Origin of the sequence: Lentisalinibacter sediminis (genome assembly GCF_040706615.1) — a bacterium.
Taxonomy (GTDB): domain Bacteria; phylum Pseudomonadota; class Gammaproteobacteria; order Steroidobacterales; family Woeseiaceae; genus Lentisalinibacter; species Lentisalinibacter sediminis.
Genome location: NZ_JAPDRF010000006.1, coordinates 215,271 through 237,914, shown reverse-complemented (window position 1 = coordinate 237,914; position 22,644 = coordinate 215,271). Strand labels below are relative to the sequence as shown.

Genomic DNA, 22,644 nt, shown 5'->3' with positions numbered 1-22,644 from the left:
AACGAGGTCCGAAGCCTTGCTCATCACGACCCGACTATCCACCCGGCCGGGCCAATCTATCGTCTCGAACGCCCGATCTCCGCAATCACAGCAACCGACGAATCCGAAACGGGGTTAATAGAGGTTCCTTAAAGCCCCTCCTACATGTTGCGTTACGCTTCGTAATTGCCCGACACGTAATCCCAGTTGATGATCTTCCAGATCGCCTCCAGGTATTTCGGCCGCGCGTTGCGGTAGTCGATGTAGTAGGCGTGCTCCCAGATGTCCACCGTCAGCAGCGGCGTCTTGCCGTCGCGCAGCGGGTTGCCGGCATCGTCCGTGTTGACGATGGCCACGCCGTCGCCGTCCTTCACGAGCCAGGTCCAGCCGGAGCCGAAGTTGCCGGCGCCGGCCTTCTGGAACTCCTCCTTGAACTTGTCGAGGGAACCGAAGGCCTTGTCGATGGCTTTGCCCAGTGCGCCGCCGGGCTCGCCGCCGCCGTCCGGGCTCAGGCAGTTCCAGTAGAAGGTGTGGTTCCAGACCTGGGCCGCGTTATTGAACAGGCCGCCGTCGGCTTTCCTGATGATGTCCTCCAGCGACGCTTTCTCGTACTCCGTGCCGGGGATCATATTGTTCAGGTTGTTGACGTAGGTCTGGTGATGTTTGCCATAGTGGTACTCTAGGGTCTCCGCCGAGATGACGGGTTCCAGAGCGTCCTTCGCATAAGGCAGCGCAGGCAATTCGTGGGCCATGGATGACTCCTTCCGAATGAAAAAAATGGGTTGACGCCGAGATCGCGCCAGGTCGCGTGATCCTGCGGCGATATCTGGAATCATTCTAAGCACGCGCCGACAAGCTTACAAGGAGCGTCCCGGCGCGGTCGAAGACTATAGCGCCACGTTTAGCATGTCGGGGCGGCGCCGTAACTGCGCTATCGCAATTGTGCTCGCAATCGTCCTCGCAATCGTCCTCAGGCGAGGAACAGCCGGTAGGCGGGGTTGTCACTCTCGTCCCAGTGCGGGTAGCCGAGTTTTTGCAGGTGCCGCTCGAATTCGTCGCTGTCGCCCCGAGGTACCTGGATGCCGGTGAGGATGCGGCCGTAATCCGAGCCATGGTTGCGGTAGTGGAACAGGCTGATGTTCCAGTGCGAGCCCACCGCATCGAGGAATTCGGCCAGTGCGCCGGGGCGTTCGGGGAACTCGAACCGCAGCAGCCGCTCGTCCGGCAGCCCGCCGGCCCGGCCGCCGACCATGTGCCGGATATGCAATTTGGCCATCTCGTTGTCGGTAAGGTCCTGCACCGGGTAACCCTGGGAGTGCAGATCGGCCACGAGCCTGTCTTTCTCGGCGCGGCCTCCGCCGAGCTCCAGGCCCACGAAGATGTGCGCCTCTTCCGCATCGCTGTAGCGGTAATTGAACTCGGTGACGTTGCGCCGGCCGATGGCCGCGCAGAATGCCCGGAAGCTACCGGGCCGCTCGGGGATGCCGACGGCCAGCAGGGCTTCACGCTGCTCACCGATGGCGGCGCGCTCGGCGATGTGGCGCAGCCGGTCGAAGTTCACGTTGGCGCCGCAGTTCACCGTGACGAACTCCCGCCCCGCCGGCGGCTTGCGCTCCTCCGCGTATTTCTTCATACCAGCGACCGCCAGAGCGCCGGCAGGCTCCACAATGGAGCGCGTGTCCTCGAAGATGTCCCGGATGGCTGCGCAGATTTCGTCCGTGTCCACCAGCACGATCTCGTCCACCAGCTCGCGGCAGAGACGGAAGGTCTCGTCGCCCACTCTGCGCACGGCTACGCCGTCGGCGAAGATGCCGACGCGCTCCAGGGTCACCGGCTCGCCGGCCGCGAGAGAGCGGCTCATGCCCGCCGAATCCTCCGGCTCCACGCCGACGATGCGGATGTCGTCGCGCAGCGCCTTGATGTACGACGCGATGCCGGCGATGAGGCCGCCGCCGCCCACCGGCACGAATACCGCGTCGATGTCGCCGGGGTGCTGGCGCAGTATCTCCATGGCGATGGTGCCCTGGCCGGCGATGACGTCCGGATCGTCGAACGGATGGATGAAGGTCAGGCCGCGCTCGGCCTCCAGCCGGCGGGCATGGGCGTAGGCGTCGTCGTAGGTATCGCCCTCCAGTACCACCTCGCCGCCCAGCTTGCGCACGGCCTCCACCTTGATGCGGGGTGTCGTCACGGGCATGACGATGAAGGCCTGGATGCCGAGCCGGCCTGCCGCCAGCGCCACGCCCTGGGCATGGTTGCCGGCCGAGCTGCAGATGACGCCTTTCTGCAGGTCTGCGTCGGCCAGGCGGGACATGCGATTGTAGGCGCCGCGAAGCTTGAAGGAGAAGACCTGCTGCAGATCCTCGCGCTTCAGCCACACCGAGTGACCGAGGCGCGCCGAGAGATTCGGTGCGGCGTCGAGGGGGGTCTCCTCCGCGACTTCGTAGACGCGGGCGGTGAGGATGCGCTTCAGGTAGTCGGTGGGGTCCGGGCTCATCCGGGTACGTTAACCTGCGCCGCCACCGGCGGGCAAAAAAGATGTAGGAGGGCCTTCAGGCCCGACCGGATTCCGGATCGGGTCATGCATCGGGCGATGCATCGGGCCTGAAGGCCCTCCTACATGGTCGATTACGTGCCCTGGTCTGCGAGCACGTTCCCGTCCGCGTCGATGGGGACGATCTCGCCGATCTTCAGAGCCCGGATCTCGCTCTCGATCTTCGCCCGGTCGCCGACGACCACCCAGATGAGGTTGTCGGGCTTCACGTACTCGTCGGCGGCTTCGCTGACCTGCTGCAGGGAGACGCCGCGTACGTTCTCGGCATAGGTGTCCCAGTAGTCGTCGTCGTAGCCGAAACGCACCATCTCGACCAGCGAGCCCGCAACCGCGCCGGCCGTCTCCCAGCGGCCCGGCAGCGACAGTGTGTTGTCATCCAGAACGCGTGCGAGTTCGTCCTCGGTGGGCGGCCGCTCGCCGACGATCTCCACGAGTTCGCGGCGGATTTCGGCCATGGACGGCGCCGTCTTGTCCGTCTGGACCGGCGCATAGCCCAGGAAGGGCCTCGGACCGGCGGCGTCCAGAATCAGCGTGCGGGCACCGTAGGACCAGCTCTTGTCTTCGCGCAGGTTCATGTTCAGCCGCGCGGAGAAGTCACCGCCGAGCACGTTGTTCATGGCGGCGATGGCAAACTCGTCCGGGTTGGCCTTCGGCGGCATGACGTGGCCGGCGAAGATGATGGACTGCTCGGCGTCCGGCCGGTCGAGCAGGTAGATCTTCTCCTCCGGCCGCTGGGCCACGGCGTCGACGTTCTTCACCGGCACGGAGCCCGGCTCCCAGTCACGGAACAGCTTCTCCAGCTTCGGCCGGATGCTCTCCATGGTGGTGTCACCCACCACGATCATGGTGGCGTTGTTCGGCCGGAACCAGGTGCCGTGGTACGCCATCAGCGTCTGCCGGTCGATCCGTTCCAGCGACTCCAGCGTGCCGGACCCGGTGAGCGGCAGGCTGTAGGCATGGCCCTCGCCGTACATCAGCTCGGGGAACACGCGCAGGGCCATGGACACCGGCGTCACCTTCTCCCGCTGGATCTGCGCCCGGAACTGCTTCTTCAGCCGCGCCAGGTCCGCCTCCGGGAACGACGGGTTCAGGATGATGTCGGCGTAGATGTCGAGCGACTCGTCCAGGTTTGCGGTCAGCGCGTTCAGCGAGACGGTGGACATATCCAGGTTGGAACCGGCGCCGAAGTTTGCGCCGAGGCGCGAGAGTTCCTCGGAGATGGCCAGCGCGTCGCGTCGCTTCGTGCCCTCGTCCAGCATGGACATGGCCAGGCTGGACGTGCCGGGCTCGCCGAACTGGTCGGAGGCATAGCCCGCGTCCAGCATCAGCGTGAAGTTCACGACCGGTACGGCGTCCCGGCTGGCCACGATCAGCTCCATGCCGTTGTCGAGCGTCGCGCGCTCGAATGCGTCGAAGCCCACCGACGGGAAGTCGGTCGGCATCGGCGGCCCGTCGCTGCGCTCGGCGCCCGCGCCGCTGGCGGCGAGGTCGGGGAACGGATGCACCTCGAGGGTGTAGGAGCCCGCTTCGTACCAGCGCCGGGCCGCTTCCATCACGGCCTTCGGCGTCGCCTTCTCGATGCGGGCCAGCGATATCTTGTAGAAGTCCGGGTCGTCGGCGTAGACGGCATTCTGCGCCAGTATGTCGGACTTGCCGCCGAAGCCGCCGATGCGCTCGATACCGCGCATGAAACCCGCGATGTAACGGGTCTTGGCGCGCTCGAGTTCGTCCCTGGTCGGGCCTTCCTCCAGGAACCGGGCCAGCTCCTCGTCCAGCGCCTTCTCGATGGCGGCCAGGTCCCCGCCGGGCTGGGCGGTGGCCTCGAGTCCGACCACACCGGCGATCTCGGCGAAATAGGGCGTGGCGTCCACAGAGGTGGCGATCTGCTCGTCGTAGACCAGCCGCTTGTACAGCCGGCTGGTCTTGCCGGAGGACAGGACGCTGCCGGCCAGGCTCAACAGCTCGGCATCCGGATGGCTCCAGTTCGGCCCCACCCAGTTCTTGTAGATGCGCGCCTGGGGCACCCGGTCCTGCATGACCTCCCGGGCATTGGCTTCGCGCTTCGGCGACCAGGCCTCGAACTTGGCGATGGGCGGCCCCGGCGGTATGTCGCCGAAGTACTTCTCGGCCTTCTCGCGGGCCACTTCGGGCGTGACGTCACCGGCGATCACGATGACCGCGTTGTTCGGGCCGTAATAGGTCTTGAACCACTCCTGCACGTCTTCCAGGCTGGCCGCGTTCAGGTCCTCCATGGAGCCGATGGGCAGCCACTGGTAGGGATGACCTTCCGGGAACAGGTTGCGGAAGATGTGGGTGAAGACCTGTCCGTAGGGCCTGTTCTCGCCCTGGCGCTTCTCGTTCTGCACCACACCGCGCTGCTCGTCGAGCTTGTCCTGGTCCACCGCACCGAGAAGATGACCCATGCGGTCGGATTCCATCCACAGCGCCAGGTCCAGCGCGGTCGAGGGGACGTTCTGGAAGTAGTTGGTGCGGTCGAAGTTGGTGGTGCCGTTCTGGTCGGTGGCGCCCACCTTCTGGAACGGCACGAAATACTCGTCATTGTAGTTCTCGGTGCCGTTGAACATCAGGTGTTCGAACAGGTGGGCGAAACCGGTCTTGCCCTCCGGCTCGTTCTTCGATCCGACGTGGTACCAGACGTTCACCGCCACGATGGGGGCCTTGCGGTCCTCGTGCACGATCACCGTGAGGCCGTTGTCCAGGGTAAATTCGGTATTGGGGATGTCGATGTCCGATGCCGGCGCGGCGGCGTGGGCGGCCAGCGCGGACAGGGACAGGACGAGGGCGGCGAGCCCCCGGCCGAGGGGTGTGATCAGATTCATAGTCTGCCTTCTTCTCTCGGGTGCTTCGAAAGGGCGCGCATTCTAGCAAACCGGATTGCGCGGCCCGGACTCTCGTACCGACCCCTGTTCCGACAGGCGACCCGCCCGGGGGTTCCCGACCAATCGCGGCGCCGCCCTAATCGTAGCCTCGCAGGACGTTGACGACGTTATCGCCGATCTCGGGTACCGCATAGCCGCCCTCCAGGATGAACACCGTGGGCAGGCTCAGGGCGGCGATACGCTCGCCCAGCCGCGGGTAGTCGTCGGTGCGCAGGCGGAAGGCCGCAATCGGGTCGCGCTCGTAGGTGTCGACGCCCAGCGAGACGACGAGAGCGTCGGGGGCGTAGCGCCTCGTCGCGTCCAGCGCGCGGCCGAGGGCCTCGGACCACACGGCCCAGTCGCTGCCGGGTGCCAGCGGCAGATTCCGGTTGCAGCCCTCTCCGTCGCCGCGGCCGGTCTCGTCGGCATAGCCGAGGAAGTAGGGGTACTCCTGCCGCGGGTCGCAGTGGATCGAGCAGAACAGCACGTCGGCCCTGTCGTAGAAGATCTCCTGGGTGCCGTTGCCGTGATGGTAGTCCACGTCGAGGATCGCGACCCGATGCGCGCCCCGGTCCAGGAGGTGGACGGCGGCGAGCGCGGCGTTGTTCAGGTAGCAGTAGCCGCCGAAATAGTCGGCGCCCGCGTGATGCCCGGGCGGGCGGGACAGGGCGAACGCGCCGCGCTCGCCGTCGGCGACCCGGGCTGCGGCGGTGAGCGCGATATCCGCGCCGGCGCTGACGGCGGCCCAGGTGCCCGCCGTGATCGGCGTGCCGGCGTCGAACGAGTAATAGCCGAGTCGGCCGTCGATATGGTCCGGCTCGATCCGGCGCAGGCCGCGGGCCGGCCAGGCCAGCGGCAGCGCATCGGTGTCGCCGTGCAGCGCATGCCACTCCTGCCAGGCGGACTGCAGGAAGTCGAGATAACGCGGAGTGTGCACGCGTGCCAGCGGCGCATCGCCGAACGCATCCGGCTCGATGACCTCGCCCAGCCCGGCGTCACGCACCCGCTCGAGCACGGCATCGGCCCGCTGCGGGCGCTCGAAGACCGGCACCAGTACGCCGTCGTTCAGTTCGCCCCGGCCGTGATGAAGCCTGTGGCGATCCGAATAGACCGTGATCATTCGGCAGTCATTCCGCAACTATTCCGCGATTATTCCGCAACTTCGGGCACCGGTCTCTGGATGCGGTAATGCCGTGAGTAGTTGTGGTCCATGATATTCGCCCGGTAACCGCGCACCCAGGGCTTGACGAGGTGCCGCGCCACGTAGAAGTAGGCGAAGATGGCGGGATAGTCGTTGATCAGCACGCGCTCGGCGTCGCGCAACAGGCGGGCGCGTCGCGCCGTGTCGATTTCGGCCGAAGCCTCCGCGAGCAGCCGGTCGAACTCCGGGCTGGCGTACCAGGCCGGGTTCTGCGGGCTGTCGGAGCGGAAGATCCCGAGGAAGGTAAAGGGGTCGTTGTAATCGCCCGTCCAGCCGTAGCGCAGGATCTCCCAGCGGGAGGGCTCCTTGCGCGTCTCCAGCATCACCTTGAACTCCTGGTTCACCACGGTGATGTCGGCGCCCAGCGCCGAGCGGATCATCTCCTGCACGGCCACCGCGATCTTCCTGTGGTTGTCGCTGGTGTTGTAAAGGATGCGGGCCTCGAGCGGGTTGTCCGCCGAGTAGCCCGCTTCGCGGTACAGCCTGCGGGCCTCGGCGAGGCGTTTCTCCTCCGGCCAGTCCGTCCAGTCGTACTCCGCCGGCGTGTAGTTGTCGACGCCGGGCGGCACCAGACCCCACGCGCCCTGCTGGCCGCCGCCCAGCACCTTCTCGACCAGCGTCTGCCGGTCCACCGCCATGGCCAGTGCCTGGCGTACGCGGGCGTCGTCGAAGGGCGGCTCGGTCAGGTCAAGCACGAAGAAATAGGTGCTGAGATAAGGCGTGATGTGCAGCTCGTCGCCCAGGTTGGCCTTGATCCAGTCGTACTGGTTGTTCGGCACCGACTGGGTGAAGTCCAGCTCGCCGGCCCGGTAGCGCTGCAGCTCGGCGCTGTGTTCCTCGATGGGGTAGTAGTAGACGGTGTCGATCTGTACGTCCTGCGCATCGTGGTAGTGCGGATTCCGGCGCAGCCGGACGAAGGAATTCACCGCCCACTCGTCCAGCGCGTAGGCGCCGTTGGAGACCATGTTGCCGGCGCGCACGAAGTCCTCGCCGTGGGTCGCGAAGCTCGGCCGGTGCAGCGGATAGGTGGCGGAGTGGGTCAGCAGCGAGAGGAAATACGGCGTCGGTGCGGCGAGCTCCACGACGAAGGTCCGTTCGTCCGGCGCCGAGACACCGAGTGCCCCGGGCGGCAGATCGCCCCGGTTGACCGCCTCGGCATTCTCCACCGGGAACAGCACCTGGGCGTAGGTAGAGGCCGTCGCCGGGTCCACCGTGCGACGGAAACCGGCCACGAAATCCGCCGCCGTCAGCGGATCGCCGTTGGACCAGGCGGCGTCCGCCCGCAGCGTGAACTTCCAGGTCAGTCCGTCCGGCGACACGTCCCAGGACTCTGCCGTGCCCGGCACCACTCTCGCCTCGACGGTGCCGGTGGTCAGGCCCTCGTAGAGGTCGCGCAGGATTTCGAAGGAGGCGCTGTCCTCGGCACGATGGGGGTCCAGCGTGGCGGGCTCGGCGCCGTTGCCCCGGTGGAAGGTGACGCCTTCGTCGGCGACGCGCGAGCCGTCCGGCGCGCGATCGCCGCAGCCGGCGGCCAGGAGGGCCAGCGCCAGGAGGGTGAGGAGTCTCGGCATGGTTCCTGCGAGTCCGGTGGGAACGCGCCGATGATGGCAAAGCCGCCGTCCGGGGGCAACGCGGTCCGCGCGTGGCAATCCGTGCCGGTCGTGCCCATAATCCGGCCATGGATACGGCCGCAGACACGCCCCGGCGGGAGCTCTATCCCGCCATCGAGCCCAACCACTCCGGCACGATCGCCGTCGGCGACGGCCACGAGTTGCATTACGAGGAATGCGGGAACCCGCGCGGCAAGCCCGTGGTGCTCCTGCACGGTGGTCCCGGCGGCGGCTGCTCCGCCAAGATGCGCCGTTTCCACAACCCGGACGTTTACCGCATCGTGTTGTTCGACCAGCGCGGCGCCGGCCGCAGCCGTCCCCATGCCAGCCTGGAGAACAATACGACGCAGCACCTGGTGGGCGACATCGAGGTCATCCGCGCGGCGCTCGGCATCGAGCGCTGGCAGGTATTCGGCGGCTCCTGGGGCAGCACGCTGGCGCTGGCGTACGCGCAGGCACACCCCGAGCGGGTCACGGCGCTCGTGCTGCGGGGCATCTTCCTGCTGCGGCGCAAGGAGATCCTGTGGTTCTACCAGCACGGCGCCAGCGAACTCTTCCCGGACCGCTGGGAGCAGTTTCTCGAGCCCATACCGAAGCGCGAGCGCGAGGACCTGGTCGGCGCCTACTACCGGCGTCTGACCGGGGAGCATAGGGAGGAACGCCTCGCGGCGGCGCGGGCGTGGTCGATGTGGGAAGGCGCGACGAGCTGCCTGATCCCGGACCCGGCGCTGGTGTCGGATTTCGGCGCGGCTGCGCATGCGCTGGCCATGGCGCGGATCGAGTGCCACTATTTCGTCAACGGCGGCTTCCTGGAGGACGGTCAGCTGCTGCGCGACGTGGGTCGCATCCGCAAAATCCCTGCCGTCATCGTGCAGGGGCGCTATGATGTCGTCTGCCCGGCCACCAGTGCCTGGGAGTTGCACAGGGCCTGGCCCGAGGCGCGCCTGCGCATCGCGCCGGACGCCGGCCACTCGGCCTTCGAGCCGGGCAATGTCCACGAACTCGTCACCGCCACGGATACCTTCGCCTGAATCTGGTCCGAACCATGGAAAAACTGCTGATTACCAACGCCCGCCTCGTCAACGAGGGTGAGATCCGCGACGCCGACGTGCTGATCGACGGCGAGCGCATCGAAAAGATCGCCGCCTCCATCGAGGCCGGCGCCGGCACCGAGGTGCTGGACGCCGGCGGCCGCTACCTCATCCCCGGCATGATCGATGACCAGGTCCATTTCCGCGAACCCGGCCTCACCCACAAGGGCGACATCGCCACCGAATCCGCCGCGGCAGTGGCCGGCGGCATCACCAGTTACATGGAGATGCCGAATGTCGACCCGCAGACCACGACCGTCGCCGCGCTGGAGGAGAAATACGACCGCGCGGCCGGCCGGTCGCGGGCGAATTACGCCTTCTACCTGGGCGCCACCAACGACAACATCAGCCAGATTCGCGCGCTGGCGCCGGGCACCGCCTGCGGCATCAAGGTGTTCATGGGCGCCTCCACCGGCAACCTGCTGGTGGACGATCCCGACGCGCTGGAACTCATCTTCCGCGATGCGCCGGTGATCGTGGTGACCCACTGCGAGGACTCGCCGATGATCTGGGAGGCCGAGGCCGCCGCCCGGGAGAAATACGGCGACGACGTCCCGATGAGCGAGCATCCACACATCCGTTCGGCGGAGGCCTGCTACAAGTCGTCCAGCTATGCCGTCGACATGGCCCGCCGCCACGGCACCCGGCTGCACGTACTGCACCTCACCACGGCGATGGAGATGGAGCTGTTCTCGACGGCGCCCCGGGGCGAGAAGCACGTGACCGCCGAGGTCTGTGTGCACCATCTCTGGTTCGACGAATCGGATTACGAGCGCCTGGGCGCGCTCATCAAGTGCAACCCCGCCATCAAGAGCCGGCAGGACCGGGACGCGCTGCGCCAGGCGCTGGCCGACGGCCGCATCGACGTGGTGGCCACCGACCACGCGCCCCACACCGCGGAGGAGAAAGCGAGCAGTTACTTCGGCGCGCCGGCGGGACTGCCGCTGGTGCAGCATGCGCTCCCGAGCATGCTCGAGCACGTGCACGAGGGCCGCTACAGCCTGGAGTTCGTGGTGGAGCGCACCAGCCACGCCATCGCCGATATCTTCGGGGTGCAGCATCGCGGCTACGTGCGCGAGGGCTACTACGCCGATCTGGCCATCGTCGACATGGACGACCCGTGGACGGTTTCGGCGGATAACCTGCTCTACAAGTGCGGCTGGTCGCCGTTCGAGGGCGTGACCTTCCGCTCGCGTATCCGCACCACGCTGGTGAACGGCCGCGTCGTCTGGGACGACGGGCGCATCGTCGGCGATCCGGGCGGCCAGCGCATGAGCTTCGGCCCGCCGACCCGCTAGCATTCCTTTCCCCGGCCATGCCTGATCCCGGCATCGTCCGGGGCTGATTGCCGCCCGGACGCCGGGCCCCTATCATGCTGCGCTCAATGTTTCAGCACGGCGGGGAGAGACCATGCTGCACTTGCCACAGGTCGACTACAGTCTGGCCCAGACCATACTGCGACGCGCGGAACTGGACCCGGACAATCGCGCGATCGTCTTCGAGGAGACGGAATACACCTACGCGCATTTCGTGGAGCGCATCCGCCGCCTGGCCACCGTGCTGCAGGACGGCGGCGTGTGCCAGGGCGACCGGGTGGGCTATCTCGGCGTCAACCATCCCGCCTTCCTGGAGACCCTGCTGGCGGCGACGACTCTCGGCGCGGTCTTCGTCCCGCTGAATTTCCGCCTGACCGGGGCCGAGCTCGAGTTCATCATCAACGACGCCGGCGTGCATACGCTGATCGCGGACGACATGCTGCGGCCGGTCATCGAGCCCGTGCGCGAGTCACTCTGCGTGCGCCGCTACATCGGCGCGGAGAGCGCCGCCGACGGGTGGGAGGACTACCAGGGCCTGCTCGCGAGCGCCGAAGCGTACCCGGGCCACATCGCCGCCGCGCCCCACGACACCGCCGTCATCATGTACACGTCGGGCACGACCGGCCGTCCCAAGGGAGCCATGCTCACGCACGGCAACCTGCTCTGGAACAACGTGAGCGCCGCCTTCGCGCTGTCGTCCAACCCGGACGACATCACGCTCACCGCGGCACCCCTGTTCCACATCGGCGGGCTCAACGTGACCACGCTGCTAGCCATGCAGGTGGGGGCGTGCGTGGTGCTGCACCGGGCCTTCGACCCCGTCAAGGCGCTGGAGGACATCGCCCGCTACCGCTGCACCACCATGTTCGGGGCGCCGGCCATGTTTCTGTTCATGGCCCAGCAGCCCCCGTTTGCCGACACGGACCTCTCGAGCCTGCGCTCGCTGGTGGTCGGTGCCGCACCGGTGCCGAAGTCCCTGCTGGAGATCTACGGCAACCGCGGAGTGAACCTGGACCAGGGCTACGGCCTGACGGAGACCTCCCCGCTGGTGAGTTTCCTGAAGTCCCAGTACACGGCAGACAAGCTCGGTTCCGCGGGCAAGCCGGGCCTGTTCGGTGAACTGCGCATCGCGGACGCGGATGGCCACAGCCTGGCGCCCGGCGAAGTGGGCGGGATTCTCTACCGCGGCCCCAACGTCATGAAGGGCTACTGGAACCGCCCCGAGGCCACGGCCGAGGCCATCGACGAAGACGGCTGGTTCCACACCGGCGACGCCGGTTACCTGGACGAGGACGGCTTCCTGTTCATCAGCGACCGGGTGAAGGACATGGTCATCAGCGGCGGCGAGAACGTCTATCCCGCCGAGGTGGAGGGCGTGTTGTACGAGCACCCGGCCGTGGCCGAGGTAGCGGTCATCGGCCTGGCAGACGATAAATGGGGCGAGGCGGTCACCGCCGTCGTAGCGCTGAACGAAGGCGCCGAACTCACACTGGACGAGCTGCGCGATTTCGCCGACGGCAAGCTGGCCCGCTACAAGCTGCCGCTGCGATTGCACATCGTCGAAGCGCTGCCGCGCAACCCGGCGGGCAAGGTGCTGAAATTCGAGCTGCGGGAAGAATTGGGCGGGGGCTGATTCGCCGGATCGGGCCTGAAGGCCCTCCTACATGCTTCGATGACGCCGCCGGAGCATGTAGGAGGGGCTTCAGCCCCGATCCCCCGTTTGATTCCCCCCCGGAATCCGCGACCCCGTCGCCCGCCCCCACACCATCACCGCCAGCACCGGCAGCACGATCTGCGCCGCGTAGGTGCTGAGGTTGGCCCAGAAGGCGGCGCCGGTGTAGTTGCCACGGGTGCCGATGGCCCAGCCGGCTGCGGCCAGGCTCGGGACCAGGAACATGGCGGTATAGGCCGCAAGGTGCCGGGGCTTCAGCCAGGTGACCAGATAACCCGCGCAGACCGCCAGCAGCGCGGTCAGAAAGGTCTGCCACAGCGCCTGGGCCCAGTAGATGCCACCTTCGAAGCCGAGGGCTCGCTCCGCGAAGGGAACCGGCACCCAGATGGCCGCATAGGTCGTGAGCTGGACGTAGGCCAGCCCGAAAGCGAGCGCGATGAGCAGGTTGACGTACACCGGCTCAGCTGGCGAAGGTCACGCCGCCGTCGACGGTGAGGGTGGTGCCCACCAGATAGTCGCCGGAGCGGGCAGCCAGGAAGACGGCGGCCGCGGCCATGTCCTCGGCGGTACCCACCCGCCGCGCCGGGATGTGCTGGCTGACTACGTCCGGGTTGTCCCTTGCCCAGATGTTCATGTCGCTGGCGAAGGCGCCGGGCGCGATGGCATTCACGCAGATATTGTCCGCTATCAGCCGTTTGGCCAGCCGGCGGGTCAGGTGGATGACGCCGGCCTTGCTGGTGACGTAGGAGTAGGTCTCGAGGTCCGGCGTGCGCAGGCCGTCGATGGAGGCGATGTTGATGACCTTCGCCGGTCGGTCTCCGGCGGCCCCCTTGCGCAGCATGGGCGCGCAGCGCTGGGTGAGGAAGAACAGGGATTTTGCGTTCAGGTCCATCACCTTGTCCCAGCCTTCTTCGGAGAACTTGTCGAATTCTTCGCCCCACGCCGCGCCGGCATTGTTCACCAGGATATCCAGGTGATCCTCCCGTGCATGGACGTCGGCGACGAAGGCGTCGATACCCTGCAGCGTGGAGAGGTCATGGGGCAGGGCGATGCACTCACCGTGCTCGCTCATCTCCTTCGCTGCCTGCTCGCAGGCGTCCGCCTTGCGGGCGGTGATGTAGGTCCGCACGCCGCTGCGCACGAAGCCTTCGGCGATCATGCGGCCGATGCCGCGGGAGCCGCCGGTGACCACGGCCACCCGGCCCGCCAGGTCGAAGAGGTTGTCCATCGTCGCTCCTTTTGTCTGCCCCGGAAAGAGAAAGGCCCGCCATGCTACAACATGACGGGCCTGCGGGCGGTCGGGTTGTCCGGCTAGCGCCGGAGTTCGGTGAGGATCTCCGGATTCTCCTCTTCCCGCGCCAGCACCGTGTGGCAGGTGGAGCAGCGGCGCGTGATCCGGTCACCCTCGACGGTCTCGAGCTCGCGGTTGTGGCAGCGGAAGCAGCCCGGCGACTGCTGATGACCGATGTGGTCCGGGTACGTGTTCCACCACACCTTCATGTGCGGGAATACGTTCACCGCGTACAGATCGCCCAGTGTCTCGCCGGCTTGCTCGATGGCACCCGCCTTCTCGGCGGCGACCTCCGGGTAGTTCTCGTCGTAGAAGGCGACCAGCTCCGCGGCGATGGCGGTGCGGGCTTGCTCGTGGCTCTCGAACTGCTGGTCGATGATGCGCACGCCTTCGCGCTTCACGAACGGCAGCGACTGTTCGATGCGGCCGTCGTTGATGGCATTGTCCACTTCTTCCTCGGGCTGGCGGTACTGGTGGCTGGGCCGGTTGTGGCAATCGACGCAGTCCATGGTGCGCCACAGGCCGTCGTCCTCCGGCGCGTCAGCCTTCAGCCACACCTTCTCGGTGCCGTCCGGGCGCACCAGACGCACCTCGTAGATATCCTCGCGGGTCTTGTCCGAGCGATAGCGCACCTCGTTCTCCGGCGCCACGTGCCAGTGGATGCCGGTGGATTCACGGCCGTTGGCGCCGCCCACCTTCAGCAGGACGGCCGTCTTCAGCTCGGTGTTCTCCTCGTTGTCGTCGTAGGTGGTCGTGATCTCCAGCTTGTCGCCGTGGAACTTGGAGGGCCAGTGGCACTGCTCGCAGGTCTCCCGGGCCGGACGCAGGTCGTGCAGCGGGGTCTCGATGGGCCGCGGATAAAGGTCGAAGGCCACGGCGACCATCTGCCAGGCGCCGTCCAGCTTGGATTTGACGAACCAGTCGGCGCCGGGGCCGATGTGGCACTCGGCGCAGGTCACTCGTGAGTGGGGCGAGCGCTGATAGGCCGTGTACTCGGGCTCCATGACGCTGTGGCAGGCCATGCCGCAGAATTCCACGGACTCCATGACCTCCACGCCCTTGTAGGTGGCGCCGGCCAGCACGACGATGTTCAGTACGGTCAGGCCGAGGAACACCATCAGCGCGCCACGGGTCTTCGGCGTGTTGAGGTCGATGACCGGGAACGGCCCGCGGCCTTCGTATTCCGGATGCTTGCGCAGCCGCCGCCGCTCGAAATAGATGCCGACCGGCACCAGGATCAGTCCCAGCGCGAAGATCGCCGGGAGGATCAGGAACGTGAGGATGCCCAGGTAAGGCCCGCCCTGATGGCCGATCGACTCGACGAAATACAGCGTGATGATGAGCACCGCGCTCACGAGCGCGATTGCACATCCGGCGAGACTGATCCAGTTACGGGTGATGGAGGCGAAGAAGTGTCTGGACATGGGTCCCCCCGGTCAAGAAAACGTCGCCGCGGCAGACGAAGCTGCCGCAGCACCGGAAGATGCTACGGCAGCCCCGCCGTCAGGGGAGTAAGGGTTCTCCGTAATGCCGTCGCGGCACGCTCAGTGGCTAGGGCACCCCCAGCCCATGGGTGAACAGGGCCACGAAGATGGCCACGGCCAGTGCCAGCCCGATGGCCAGCATCATGAAGCCGAAGATGTACACCCACATCATCTCGTAGCGTGTCGGCGCGGGCCTGAGGTTCTGCTCCAGCGTGCCGTTCTCGACCATGCGCTGATACTCCCTGGGCCGCTCTTCCTTGAACTTCTCGAGCGGCATCCGGCCGGTGAAGACCACCGGATCCATCGGGAAGCTCTCCGGACGCAGATGCGTGTGGAAGAAGTGGAACAGGAAGATGAAGCCCGTGGCCAGCAGGGCCTCGTCACTGTGCACCACCAGCGCGGCGTTGATACTCCAGCCCGGCAGGAAGCTCGTGAAGAACTGCGGGAACCACAGCATCAGGCCGGACAGGCCGATGATCATGACACCCCAGAACACCGCCAGATAATCGAATTTCTCCCAGTAGGTCCAGCGGTCGCCTTCCGGACGTGGACCGATGTAGAGGAAGTAGCGGAGGTTGGCTGTCAGGTCCTTCACGTCCTGCAGCTGCGGCGTCATGGAGTTCGGCCCCCAGAACAGCCCGCGCTCGTGCTTCATCACCAGACGGAAGATCAGGTGCACCACATGGAAGCCCATGTAGCCGAAGGTGCCGATCGCCGCGATGCGGTGGATGATGCCGGCCGCCTCGACGCCGCCCAGCAGATTCATCAGATTCTGCGCCCAGGGTGCCGTCGGGAACTTCAGCGGCAGACCCGTGAGCGCCAGCAGCAGGAAGGTGACGATGATCACGATGTGCATGAATATGTACACGCCGGAGAAGCGCCGGACGTACTGACCTTCGGCGACATGGCTCTTCAGTGCACCGTACTCGCCTTTCAGCGTGCCGACGAAGGAACGCTGCAGCCAGAGCAGGTCGTGGATGCCGAAGAAGCCGAACACGCCGACCAGCAGCACCAGCATGAACATGTAGATGTAGAAGACCCACGGATTGTCCTGCGGGTCGCTCGGATTGTTGTGGACGTCGATCTTCAGGAAGTTGCCCGAGGCGCCCTCGTGACAGGCTCCGCAGGTTTCGCCCAGGTTATCCGGATGGATGCTCGAACGCGGATCGTCCGCCGGCAGATTCCTGTGCGGCGTGTGGCAATCGGAACACGTGGCCGCCGTTTCCAGGCCGAGGGAAGTGAATTTGCCGTGGAAGTTCCACTCGTAGCTGTTGTACAGGTCGCCGTGGCAGTCCCCGCACTCGCCGGACATCATCAGGCGGGTTTCGCCGATGTTCGGGTCCTGGATATCGTGGGAACTGTGGCAGTCGGTGCAGACCGGGCCGTCCATGTCGCCTGCCTGCCAGATTTCGCCGTGTTTGTTCTCGTTGAGCCAGGTCTGGAATACGCCGACATGGCAGTCGCCGCACATCTCGGGTGAGTTCTTGTGCGAGGTGGGTGCCCGCTCGTTGTCGATGGCGAAGATGCGGTGGTCGCCGTGGCAGTCGCTGCAGGAAGGCGCGGCCACGAGACCGGAGCGCAGCAGTCCGCGGCCGTGGACGCTGTCGATGAAACCGTCGATCAGGCCCTCAGGTTCACTGTGACACTGGCCGCAGGTTTCGACCTGGTGGAATGGCGAGACCTCGGAGGCGAGATCGTCCACTTTGTGCACCGCATGTGCCTCGCCGTGGCAGTCCAGGCAGTTGGCGTTCTCGTGGTGGACGCTGCGGCTCAGCGAGCGGTCGGAGAGCTTGTGGCACTGGGCGCAGACCGCGTTGCCGGTCAGGTCGGCCAGATCCTCCGCCCGGTGGCGGCGGCTGGTCACGTTGCTGTGACAGGCCTGACAGTCTGTGTCCGGATGCGCAGTGGACAGGACTTCGACGTCCTTGTGACAGCCCCCACACTTGATGGGTCGGGCTTCCTCCTGGGCGTTCGCCAGCGGCGAGAACAGGACGAAGACCATCATTGCCGAGACTATCGACAGACAGAATGTGACACGCTTGCGCATTTTATTTTCCTTCAAGACCGCAGCCCGCAGCGGCGCCGGACACCCATAGGCGCCGGGACCACGCCCTTGATAGGCGAAAGGGGGGTTGGCGGGCAATCGGGGAATACCGCAGCCGGCATTCGCGGCGACACCGGCCGGAGGCGGTCTCAGCTGACCAGGACCGCCTCGTGCCTGATCAGGTGGCGCATTTCGTCGCGGAAGATATTCACCCCGATGAAGAACTCCCGCATCATCATCACCCACAGATAGTAGCCGCGCTCGGTGAGCTCGAGTCTGGATCCCCGCCGGCGCACGGCGCGCAGGAGCCGCAGGCCGGCCAGCTCCGCGAACAGCACGCGTTGGAAGCGCCCTCCGAATCGCTTCTCGGCAGCGTCGAGATCGAGCGAACCGCTGAACAGGAACATCAGCAGGTAATAGCGCATCTGGTCGCGCTCGCCCATTTGACGGCTGCGCACGATGCCGGTGCCTCCCCGGTCGGCGAGTTTCAGGTAGTGATTGATGGAGAAGGTGCTGGCGTACATCGTGCCGCCCATGTAGCTGAAGGCGCCGCTGCCGAGGCCCAGGTACTCCTCCTCCTCGGTGATGTATTCATCGATCATCGCCGAGTCGGAGCGGGAGAAGCACCAGGCCGAGGAGCGCCCGTAACCCGCATCCAGCATGTGCCGCACGATGCGGTGATACAGCTCGCCCTCGCGGGAGAAATCGACGTCGCCGATGTGCTTCTCCATCGATTTCCGGGTGGCATGCGCCGTCATCAGGGGATACCAGGAGATCTGATCAACCCCCAACTCGTCGGTGAGCGTGTGCATGTCGCGCGCCAGGCTCTCGTCCGACTGGCGGGGCAGGTTGAAGATCATGTCCACGTTGATGGTGTCGAACAGGTCCCGGACGGCTGCGATCCGCTCGCAGATCTGCTCCCCGCTGCCGAATTTCTCATAGCGCTGCATGTCGCGCAGGATGTCGTCGTCGAGACTCTGGACACCCACCGAGAGTCGATTGACGCCGGCGCTGCGGAGCATGGAAAGGCGTTCGTCACCGAGATCGTCCGGGTTCGTCTCCACCGAGATCCGGGCCACCGGGTGGTCCCGGCGCACCAGCTCGATGGTTTCCGCGAGTTCCTCGGGCAGCACCGTCGGCGTCCCGCCGCCCACATACAGATCGCCGAAACGGTAGCCGTGGTCCGTGGCGCGCTGGATCTCCTTGCGCAGCACCGAGTAGTAGCGTCGAGTGCGCTCGGGCTGGTACTCCACCCGATGGAAGGGGCAGAAGGGACATAACACATCGCAGAACGGGATGTGCAGGTACAGGAGATAGACACGGCCGGGGGTCGGTTCCGGCAGCGCGTTCGTGACGGGGGCCGTCTCGAAGCTCATGTAGCGACGGTTCATCCGCCGCAGCAGTGGTGTCAGGAGAGATTGCATGGGCAATAAAAAGGCTGGCGGCACCGCAGTGCCGTCAGCCCGTTTTTCTCATTCTTTCCCCGGCAGCGCAAGCCGGGGAAATGAGAGTTCCGCTTTATTCGACGCTCGCGAAGTAAGCGGCGAGATTGGCCATCTCTTCGTCGCTCAGACCGGACAGATCCGGATCGTGATCCGTCGCCTCCTTGAGCATCGTCTCGATCTCGTCGGCCGGGATGCCGGCGAAGTCGTCTTCGTAGTGGCAATCTGCGCAGGCCTGGTCGTCGTACACTGCCTTGCCGGCTTCCGCGTCGCCACCAGCCCATGCGGCGGTGCCGAAGAACATCAGCGGCGCAGCCATTGCGATCCAAATCTTCCTCATCGTGGGTCCTCCACTCTTGTGTTGGGTCGTCTTAATCCTAACGCGCCTCCATTGCCGCATAAAGACAATATTGCTGCGTTGTTCAGCCTGCATTCAGCTGGCCGGGGCGCGCCAAGAGTCCCTGCCGGCGGTCGGCGCGGCAATCCGTAGTTTCCGCGGCGGCCTGTCGGTCCGGGACGAAAAAGGGCCGGCAGCGCATGGCACTGCCGGCCCCGGCGTTCGCCGGCGGGACGGGGCGATGCCCCGTCGGCCGTGACGCTTACTCTGCGCTGGCCATGTACGCCGCCAGCGCCTTGATCTCCTCGTCGGTGAGGCCCGAGAGGTCTTCGTCGTGCTCTACCTCGCCGGCCGCCACGGCCTTGATCATGCCTTTGATCTCGTCTTTGGGCGTGCCCGCGAAGTCGTCGTTGTAGTGGCAATCCGCGCACACTGCCTCGAACTTGGCCTTGCCGGCCTCCATGTGGCCGTCCGCGGAGGCGGAAGCGCCGAAGAAGACCAGCGGAAGGGCGACGAGCGTTATCAGTTTTCTCATGGTTCCGACTCCAGTTTTTTCGAACCTGGGAATGATGATAGCGCGGTGGTCCGGCCGATCAAAACAAATATTCGCGCGCCGTTCAGCCTCGATTCAGGTTAGAGGAGACCCTCGTCGGCCAGCCGCAGGATGTCCTCGCGCTGCATTGCCGCGAGCTGGCCCCGGCCGGGTTCCACCACCTGACCGTTTTTCAGCAAGCGGTTCTTCGGCCGCATGCGTATGCCGGTCATGGCCTCGGCATAGAGTTCCAGGGGCTGGCGGGAGAGCAGGTTGCTCATGCCGGCGCGGTGGCGGGCCTCGCGCAGTCCCGCCAGGTCGATGGTGGCATGGGCCACCATGCTCTCCGCCGAAGGCGGGGCCTCGGCGAGCACCCTGCCGCCGTGATCGACGATCTTCGACATCCCCGTCGACGACTCGGACGGGATGGGGATCTCTCCCAGCCGCGCCGAGTTGGCCGAGACCACGTACGCCATGTTCTCCACGGCCCGCGCCCGCTTGCACACGTCCTTTGGCGTGAGCGCCGGGCTGCCCACCTCGCTGGTGTGATGCAGGAAGACCTCGGCGCCGCGCACGGCGTGGCAGCGGGCGATCTCCGGGTAGAGAATCTCCTCCGAGGCGATGGCGGCGAGGTTGCCGAGTTCGGTCCGGGCGACGGGGAACACCGCCTCCAGGCCGTAGACGTCGAGGTAGCGGTCCCAGACGTCCCAGGGCGTGGGCGCGGACAGCGAGATCAGCCGGCGGTAGCGCAGCACCACGTCGCCGGACGGGTCGATGACGAAGCAGGTCTGGAAGAACAGGGTGGGGAAGTGCTCGTCCTGTTCGTAGGCGTTGCCGGCCAGGTAGATGTCGAAGCTCTGCGCGATATCGCCCAGCGCCTCGTACTCCGGACCGTCGGGCGCCAGCGCCGCCTTGTCGCGCCACTCGGCCACGCTCTCACCCATCGGGAAGCCCGTGAGGAAGTATTCGGGCAACACCACCAGGCGCACGTCGGTGCCGGCGAACTGCTTGATGAAGGCCTTGCTGCCTGCGATCAGCCGGCGCGCGTCGGCCAGATTCGCCTGCATCCGCTCCCGGGCCGACGCCCGGTCCGTACAGCCGTTCACGCAGTCGGTGCCCATCTGCAGTGCGAGGGCGGTATAGCGTTCGCTCACCCGTCTGTCTCCCCGTGCGACGATGCGCAGAGTGTAGCCGAAGCCCCCTGCGTGCGGGCTCCGAACGGCCGGCCAGTTGAGAAATCCCATGACGCATTTCACGAAAGTAATGAAAAGCGTTGCGATTTCCGCTGCCTTTAGTACCCTTCGCACCTACACGGTGCAAGGGTGCTGATTTCCTCTCCGGGGGAGAGACTCACACCACAGGAAATGAAGCCGACCGACACCTCAAACCCCGATTTCTACCATCGGGTCGTGGACTGCCAGTGGGCCTGTCCCGCGCATACCGACGTTCCCGAATACATCCGTCTCATCGCCCAGGGCCGCTTCTCCGACGCCTACCTGGTCAACCGGGAGTCCAACGTCTTCCCGGGTATCCTAGGCCGCGTCTGCGACCGGCCCTGCGAACCGGCCTGCCGCCGCCGCCGGGTGGAAGAGGAGCCGGTGGCCATCTGCCGGCTGAAGCGGGTCGCCGCCGATCACAAGGACGAGATCACCGACCGGCTGCCGCAGGCGCCGACGCAGAAGAACGGCAAGAAGGTGGCGCTGGTGGGAGCCGGCTGTGCCTCGCTCACGGTGGCCAACGACCTCGCCCCGCTCGGTTACGAGTGCACCATCTTCGAGGCGCTGGACGAGACCGGCGGGCTCATGCGCACGAACATCCCCCGGTTCCGGCTGCCGCCCAAGGTGCTGGACGAGGAGATCGGCATGATCCTGGACATGGACGTCGATCTGAAGCTGAGCCACCCCATCGGCAGCCTGCAGGCACTGCTGGACGACGGTGGCTTCGACGCCGTGTTCGTCGGCTCCGGCGCGCCGAAGGGCAAGGAGCTGGAGCTGCCGGGCCGCTATGACACCGACCGCATCCATATCGGCATCCGTTGGCTGGAGTCCGTGGCATTCAAGCATACCGAGTCCATCGGCGAGCGGGTGCTGATCATCGGCGTCGGCAACACCGCCATGGACTGCTGCCGCACCTCGCTCAGGCTGGGCGCGAAGGACGTCAAGGTGATGGCCCGCAAGCCGCGGGGCTACTTCAAGGCCTCCGACTGGGAGCTGGAGGACGCCGAAGAGGAGAATGTCGAGATCCTGGTGAACCACTCACCCAGGGAGTTCGTGATCGAGGACGGCCGACTCACCGGCATGAAGTTCGACCTGATGGAGTACAAGGTCGACGAGCAGGGCCGCATCGACCGGGGCACGGCGCTGGAGGAGATCTTCATCCCCTGCGACGACGTCATCCTCGCCATCGGTCAGGAGAACGCCTTCGACTGGATCGAGCGCGACATCGGCCTGGACTTCAATGAATGGGACGCGCCGGTGGTGGACGAGACCACCATGATGTCCACCCGGCCGGGGGTATTCTTCGGCGGTGATGCCGCCTTCGGCCCCAAGAACATCATCTGGGCCGTGGCCCACGGCCACCAGGCCGCCATCTCCATCCACAAGTACTGCCAGGGCGAGGACGTCAACGACCGTCTGCCGGACGGTATGAACCTCATTAGCCAGAAGATGGGCATCCACGAGTGGAGCTATTCCAACGACTACAACCCGGCCGAACGGCGCCTGATGCCGGCGGTGGATCTCGCGGAGCGGTTCAAGAAGATCGACATCGAGGTGGAGCTGGGCTTCACCCCGGAGCAGACGCTGGCCGAAGTGGAGCGCTGTCTGAACTGCGACATCCAGACGGTGTTCATCGATAAGCTCTGCATCGAGTGCGACGCCTGCATCGACGTCTGCCCGGTCGACTGTCTGGCCATAACGCCGAACGCCGGCGAGGCGGAACTGCGCCAGAGCCTGTCGCCGCCCGCCGAGAATCTGGAGGAGCCCTTCTTTGTCTCCGGCGCCCTGCCGCAGACCGGGCGCGTCATGATCAAGGACGAGGACCTGTGCGTGCACTGTGGTCTCTGTGCCGAGCGCTGCCCCACGGGCGCCTGGGACATGCAGAAGTCGCAGATCCTGATTCCCCACGCGGCGGACGAGGCCGCGCGGGGCGAACCGAAACTGGTCAAGGCGGGATGAACGTCGCCGCCGGTGATTTGCATGTAGGAGGGCCTT

17 protein-coding genes are annotated in these 22,644 nt (G+C 66.1%); 4 read left to right on the top strand and 13 right to left on the bottom strand.

Going from position 1 to position 22,644, the window contains the following annotated elements:
• Nucleotides 1–152: 152 nt before the first annotated feature.
• The 5 genes from ACJMKX_RS15060 to ACJMKX_RS15040 all read right to left on the bottom strand — a co-directional run bounded on the left by ACJMKX_RS15060 (nucleotide 153) and on the right by ACJMKX_RS15040 (nucleotide 8,184).
• A complete protein-coding gene (locus ACJMKX_RS15060; RefSeq protein ID WP_405227220.1) occupies nucleotides 153–731 on the bottom strand; it encodes a superoxide dismutase in 579 nt (192 codons plus the stop codon).
• 218 nt (nucleotides 732–949) lie between these two features.
• Nucleotides 950–2,476, bottom strand: a complete 1,527-nt coding sequence (ilvA, locus tag ACJMKX_RS15055) for a threonine ammonia-lyase, biosynthetic (protein WP_405227218.1) — start codon at nucleotides 2,474–2,476, stop codon at nucleotides 950–952.
• Nucleotides 2,477–2,607: 131 nt separating this feature from the next.
• Nucleotides 2,608–5,373 (bottom strand): M16 family metallopeptidase, encoded by a 2,766-nt coding sequence (locus ACJMKX_RS15050; protein ID WP_405227215.1) that lies wholly within the window; start codon nucleotides 5,371–5,373, stop codon nucleotides 2,608–2,610.
• 136 nt (nucleotides 5,374–5,509) lie between these two features.
• On the bottom strand, nucleotides 5,510–6,532 hold the full coding sequence (locus ACJMKX_RS15045; protein ID WP_405227212.1) for a histone deacetylase family protein: 1,023 nt from the start codon (nucleotides 6,530–6,532) through the stop codon (nucleotides 5,510–5,512).
• Nucleotides 6,533–6,561: 29 nt separating this feature from the next.
• A complete protein-coding gene (locus tag ACJMKX_RS15040; protein ID WP_405227209.1) occupies nucleotides 6,562–8,184 on the bottom strand; it encodes a peptide ABC transporter substrate-binding protein in 1,623 nt (540 codons plus the stop codon).
• A gap of 107 nt (nucleotides 8,185–8,291) precedes the next feature.
• Here ACJMKX_RS15040 and pip point away from each other — a divergent pair, with 107 nt between their 5' ends.
• The 3 genes from pip (at nucleotide 8,292) to ACJMKX_RS15025 (ending at nucleotide 12,263) form a co-directional block, all read left to right on the top strand.
• The gene (gene pip / locus ACJMKX_RS15035) at nucleotides 8,292–9,254 is read left to right on the top strand and encodes a prolyl aminopeptidase (RefSeq protein WP_405227206.1); all 963 of its coding nucleotides are present in this window, start codon (nucleotides 8,292–8,294) and stop codon (nucleotides 9,252–9,254) included.
• A gap of 14 nt (nucleotides 9,255–9,268) precedes the next feature.
• On the top strand, nucleotides 9,269–10,612 hold the full coding sequence (locus tag ACJMKX_RS15030) for a dihydroorotase (protein WP_405227203.1): 1,344 nt from the start codon (nucleotides 9,269–9,271) through the stop codon (nucleotides 10,610–10,612).
• 112 nt (nucleotides 10,613–10,724) lie between these two features.
• A complete protein-coding gene (locus tag ACJMKX_RS15025) occupies nucleotides 10,725–12,263 on the top strand; it encodes an acyl-CoA synthetase (protein ID WP_405227200.1) in 1,539 nt (512 codons plus the stop codon).
• Nucleotides 12,264–12,332: 69 nt separating this feature from the next.
• On the opposite strand, the gene ACJMKX_RS15020 is transcribed toward ACJMKX_RS15025, so the two are convergent.
• From ACJMKX_RS15020 to ACJMKX_RS14985, 8 genes are all read right to left on the bottom strand, one after another.
• A complete protein-coding gene (locus ACJMKX_RS15020; RefSeq protein WP_405227197.1) occupies nucleotides 12,333–12,758 on the bottom strand; it encodes a hypothetical protein in 426 nt (141 codons plus the stop codon).
• A gap of 4 nt (nucleotides 12,759–12,762) precedes the next feature.
• Complete coding sequence (locus ACJMKX_RS15015) at nucleotides 12,763–13,530, bottom strand: SDR family oxidoreductase (RefSeq protein WP_405227194.1); 768 nt, start codon at nucleotides 13,528–13,530, stop codon at nucleotides 12,763–12,765.
• An 83-nt stretch (nucleotides 13,531–13,613) separates the two neighbouring features.
• Nucleotides 13,614–15,017: a cytochrome c3 family protein gene (locus tag ACJMKX_RS15010; protein WP_405227191.1), complete on the bottom strand. Its 1,404-nt coding sequence runs from the start codon at nucleotides 15,015–15,017 to the stop codon at nucleotides 13,614–13,616.
• 127 nt (nucleotides 15,018–15,144) lie between these two features.
• Nucleotides 15,145–17,124, bottom strand: a complete 1,980-nt coding sequence (locus tag ACJMKX_RS15005) for a cytochrome C (RefSeq protein ID WP_405227188.1) — start codon at nucleotides 17,122–17,124, stop codon at nucleotides 15,145–15,147.
• 146 nt (nucleotides 17,125–17,270) lie between these two features.
• Nucleotides 17,271–18,512, bottom strand: a complete 1,242-nt coding sequence (locus ACJMKX_RS15000; RefSeq protein ID WP_405227237.1) for a coproporphyrinogen III oxidase family protein — start codon at nucleotides 18,510–18,512, stop codon at nucleotides 17,271–17,273.
• A 127-nt stretch (nucleotides 18,513–18,639) separates the two neighbouring features.
• The gene (locus ACJMKX_RS14995) at nucleotides 18,640–18,903 is read right to left on the bottom strand and encodes a c-type cytochrome (protein ID WP_405227186.1); all 264 of its coding nucleotides are present in this window, start codon (nucleotides 18,901–18,903) and stop codon (nucleotides 18,640–18,642) included.
• A 259-nt stretch (nucleotides 18,904–19,162) separates the two neighbouring features.
• A complete protein-coding gene (locus ACJMKX_RS14990) occupies nucleotides 19,163–19,435 on the bottom strand; it encodes a c-type cytochrome (protein WP_405227183.1) in 273 nt (90 codons plus the stop codon).
• A 98-nt stretch (nucleotides 19,436–19,533) separates the two neighbouring features.
• Nucleotides 19,534–20,586: a nitrilase-related carbon-nitrogen hydrolase gene (locus ACJMKX_RS14985; RefSeq protein ID WP_405227180.1), complete on the bottom strand. Its 1,053-nt coding sequence runs from the start codon at nucleotides 20,584–20,586 to the stop codon at nucleotides 19,534–19,536.
• Between the two features lie 210 nt (nucleotides 20,587–20,796).
• On the opposite strand from ACJMKX_RS14985, the gene ACJMKX_RS14980 reads away from it, so the two are divergent.
• Entirely contained in the window at nucleotides 20,797–22,608 is a 1,812-nt protein-coding gene (locus ACJMKX_RS14980) for an FAD-dependent oxidoreductase (RefSeq protein WP_405227178.1), read from the top strand.
• Nucleotides 22,609–22,644: the final 36 nt, after the last annotated feature.

Coding starts and splice junctions, on each gene's coding strand:
- ACJMKX_RS15060 (WP_405227220.1), bottom strand. CDS start 731: ATGGCCCACGAATTGCCTGCGCTGCCTTATGCGAAGGACGCTCTGGAA.
- ilvA (WP_405227218.1), bottom strand. CDS start 2,476: ATGAGCCCGGACCCCACCGACTACCTGAAGCGCATCCTCACCGCCCGC.
- ACJMKX_RS15050 (WP_405227215.1), bottom strand. CDS start 5,373: ATGAATCTGATCACACCCCTCGGCCGGGGGCTCGCCGCCCTCGTCCTG.
- ACJMKX_RS15045 (WP_405227212.1), bottom strand. CDS start 6,532: ATGATCACGGTCTATTCGGATCGCCACAGGCTTCATCACGGCCGGGGC.
- ACJMKX_RS15040 (WP_405227209.1), bottom strand. CDS start 8,184: ATGCCGAGACTCCTCACCCTCCTGGCGCTGGCCCTCCTGGCCGCCGGC.
- pip (WP_405227206.1), top strand. CDS start 8,292: ATGGATACGGCCGCAGACACGCCCCGGCGGGAGCTCTATCCCGCCATC.
- ACJMKX_RS15030 (WP_405227203.1), top strand. CDS start 9,269: ATGGAAAAACTGCTGATTACCAACGCCCGCCTCGTCAACGAGGGTGAG.
- ACJMKX_RS15025 (WP_405227200.1), top strand. CDS start 10,725: ATGCTGCACTTGCCACAGGTCGACTACAGTCTGGCCCAGACCATACTG.
- ACJMKX_RS15015 (WP_405227194.1), bottom strand. CDS start 13,530: ATGGACAACCTCTTCGACCTGGCGGGCCGGGTGGCCGTGGTCACCGGC.
- ACJMKX_RS15010 (WP_405227191.1), bottom strand. CDS start 15,017: ATGTCCAGACACTTCTTCGCCTCCATCACCCGTAACTGGATCAGTCTC.
- ACJMKX_RS15005 (WP_405227188.1), bottom strand. CDS start 17,124: ATGCGCAAGCGTGTCACATTCTGTCTGTCGATAGTCTCGGCAATGATG.
- ACJMKX_RS15000 (WP_405227237.1), bottom strand. CDS start 18,512: ATGAACCGTCGCTACATGAGCTTCGAGACGGCCCCCGTCACGAACGCG.
- ACJMKX_RS14995 (WP_405227186.1), bottom strand. CDS start 18,903: ATGAGGAAGATTTGGATCGCAATGGCTGCGCCGCTGATGTTCTTCGGC.
- ACJMKX_RS14990 (WP_405227183.1), bottom strand. CDS start 19,435: ATGAGAAAACTGATAACGCTCGTCGCCCTTCCGCTGGTCTTCTTCGGC.
- ACJMKX_RS14980 (WP_405227178.1), top strand. CDS start 20,797: ATGAAGCCGACCGACACCTCAAACCCCGATTTCTACCATCGGGTCGTG.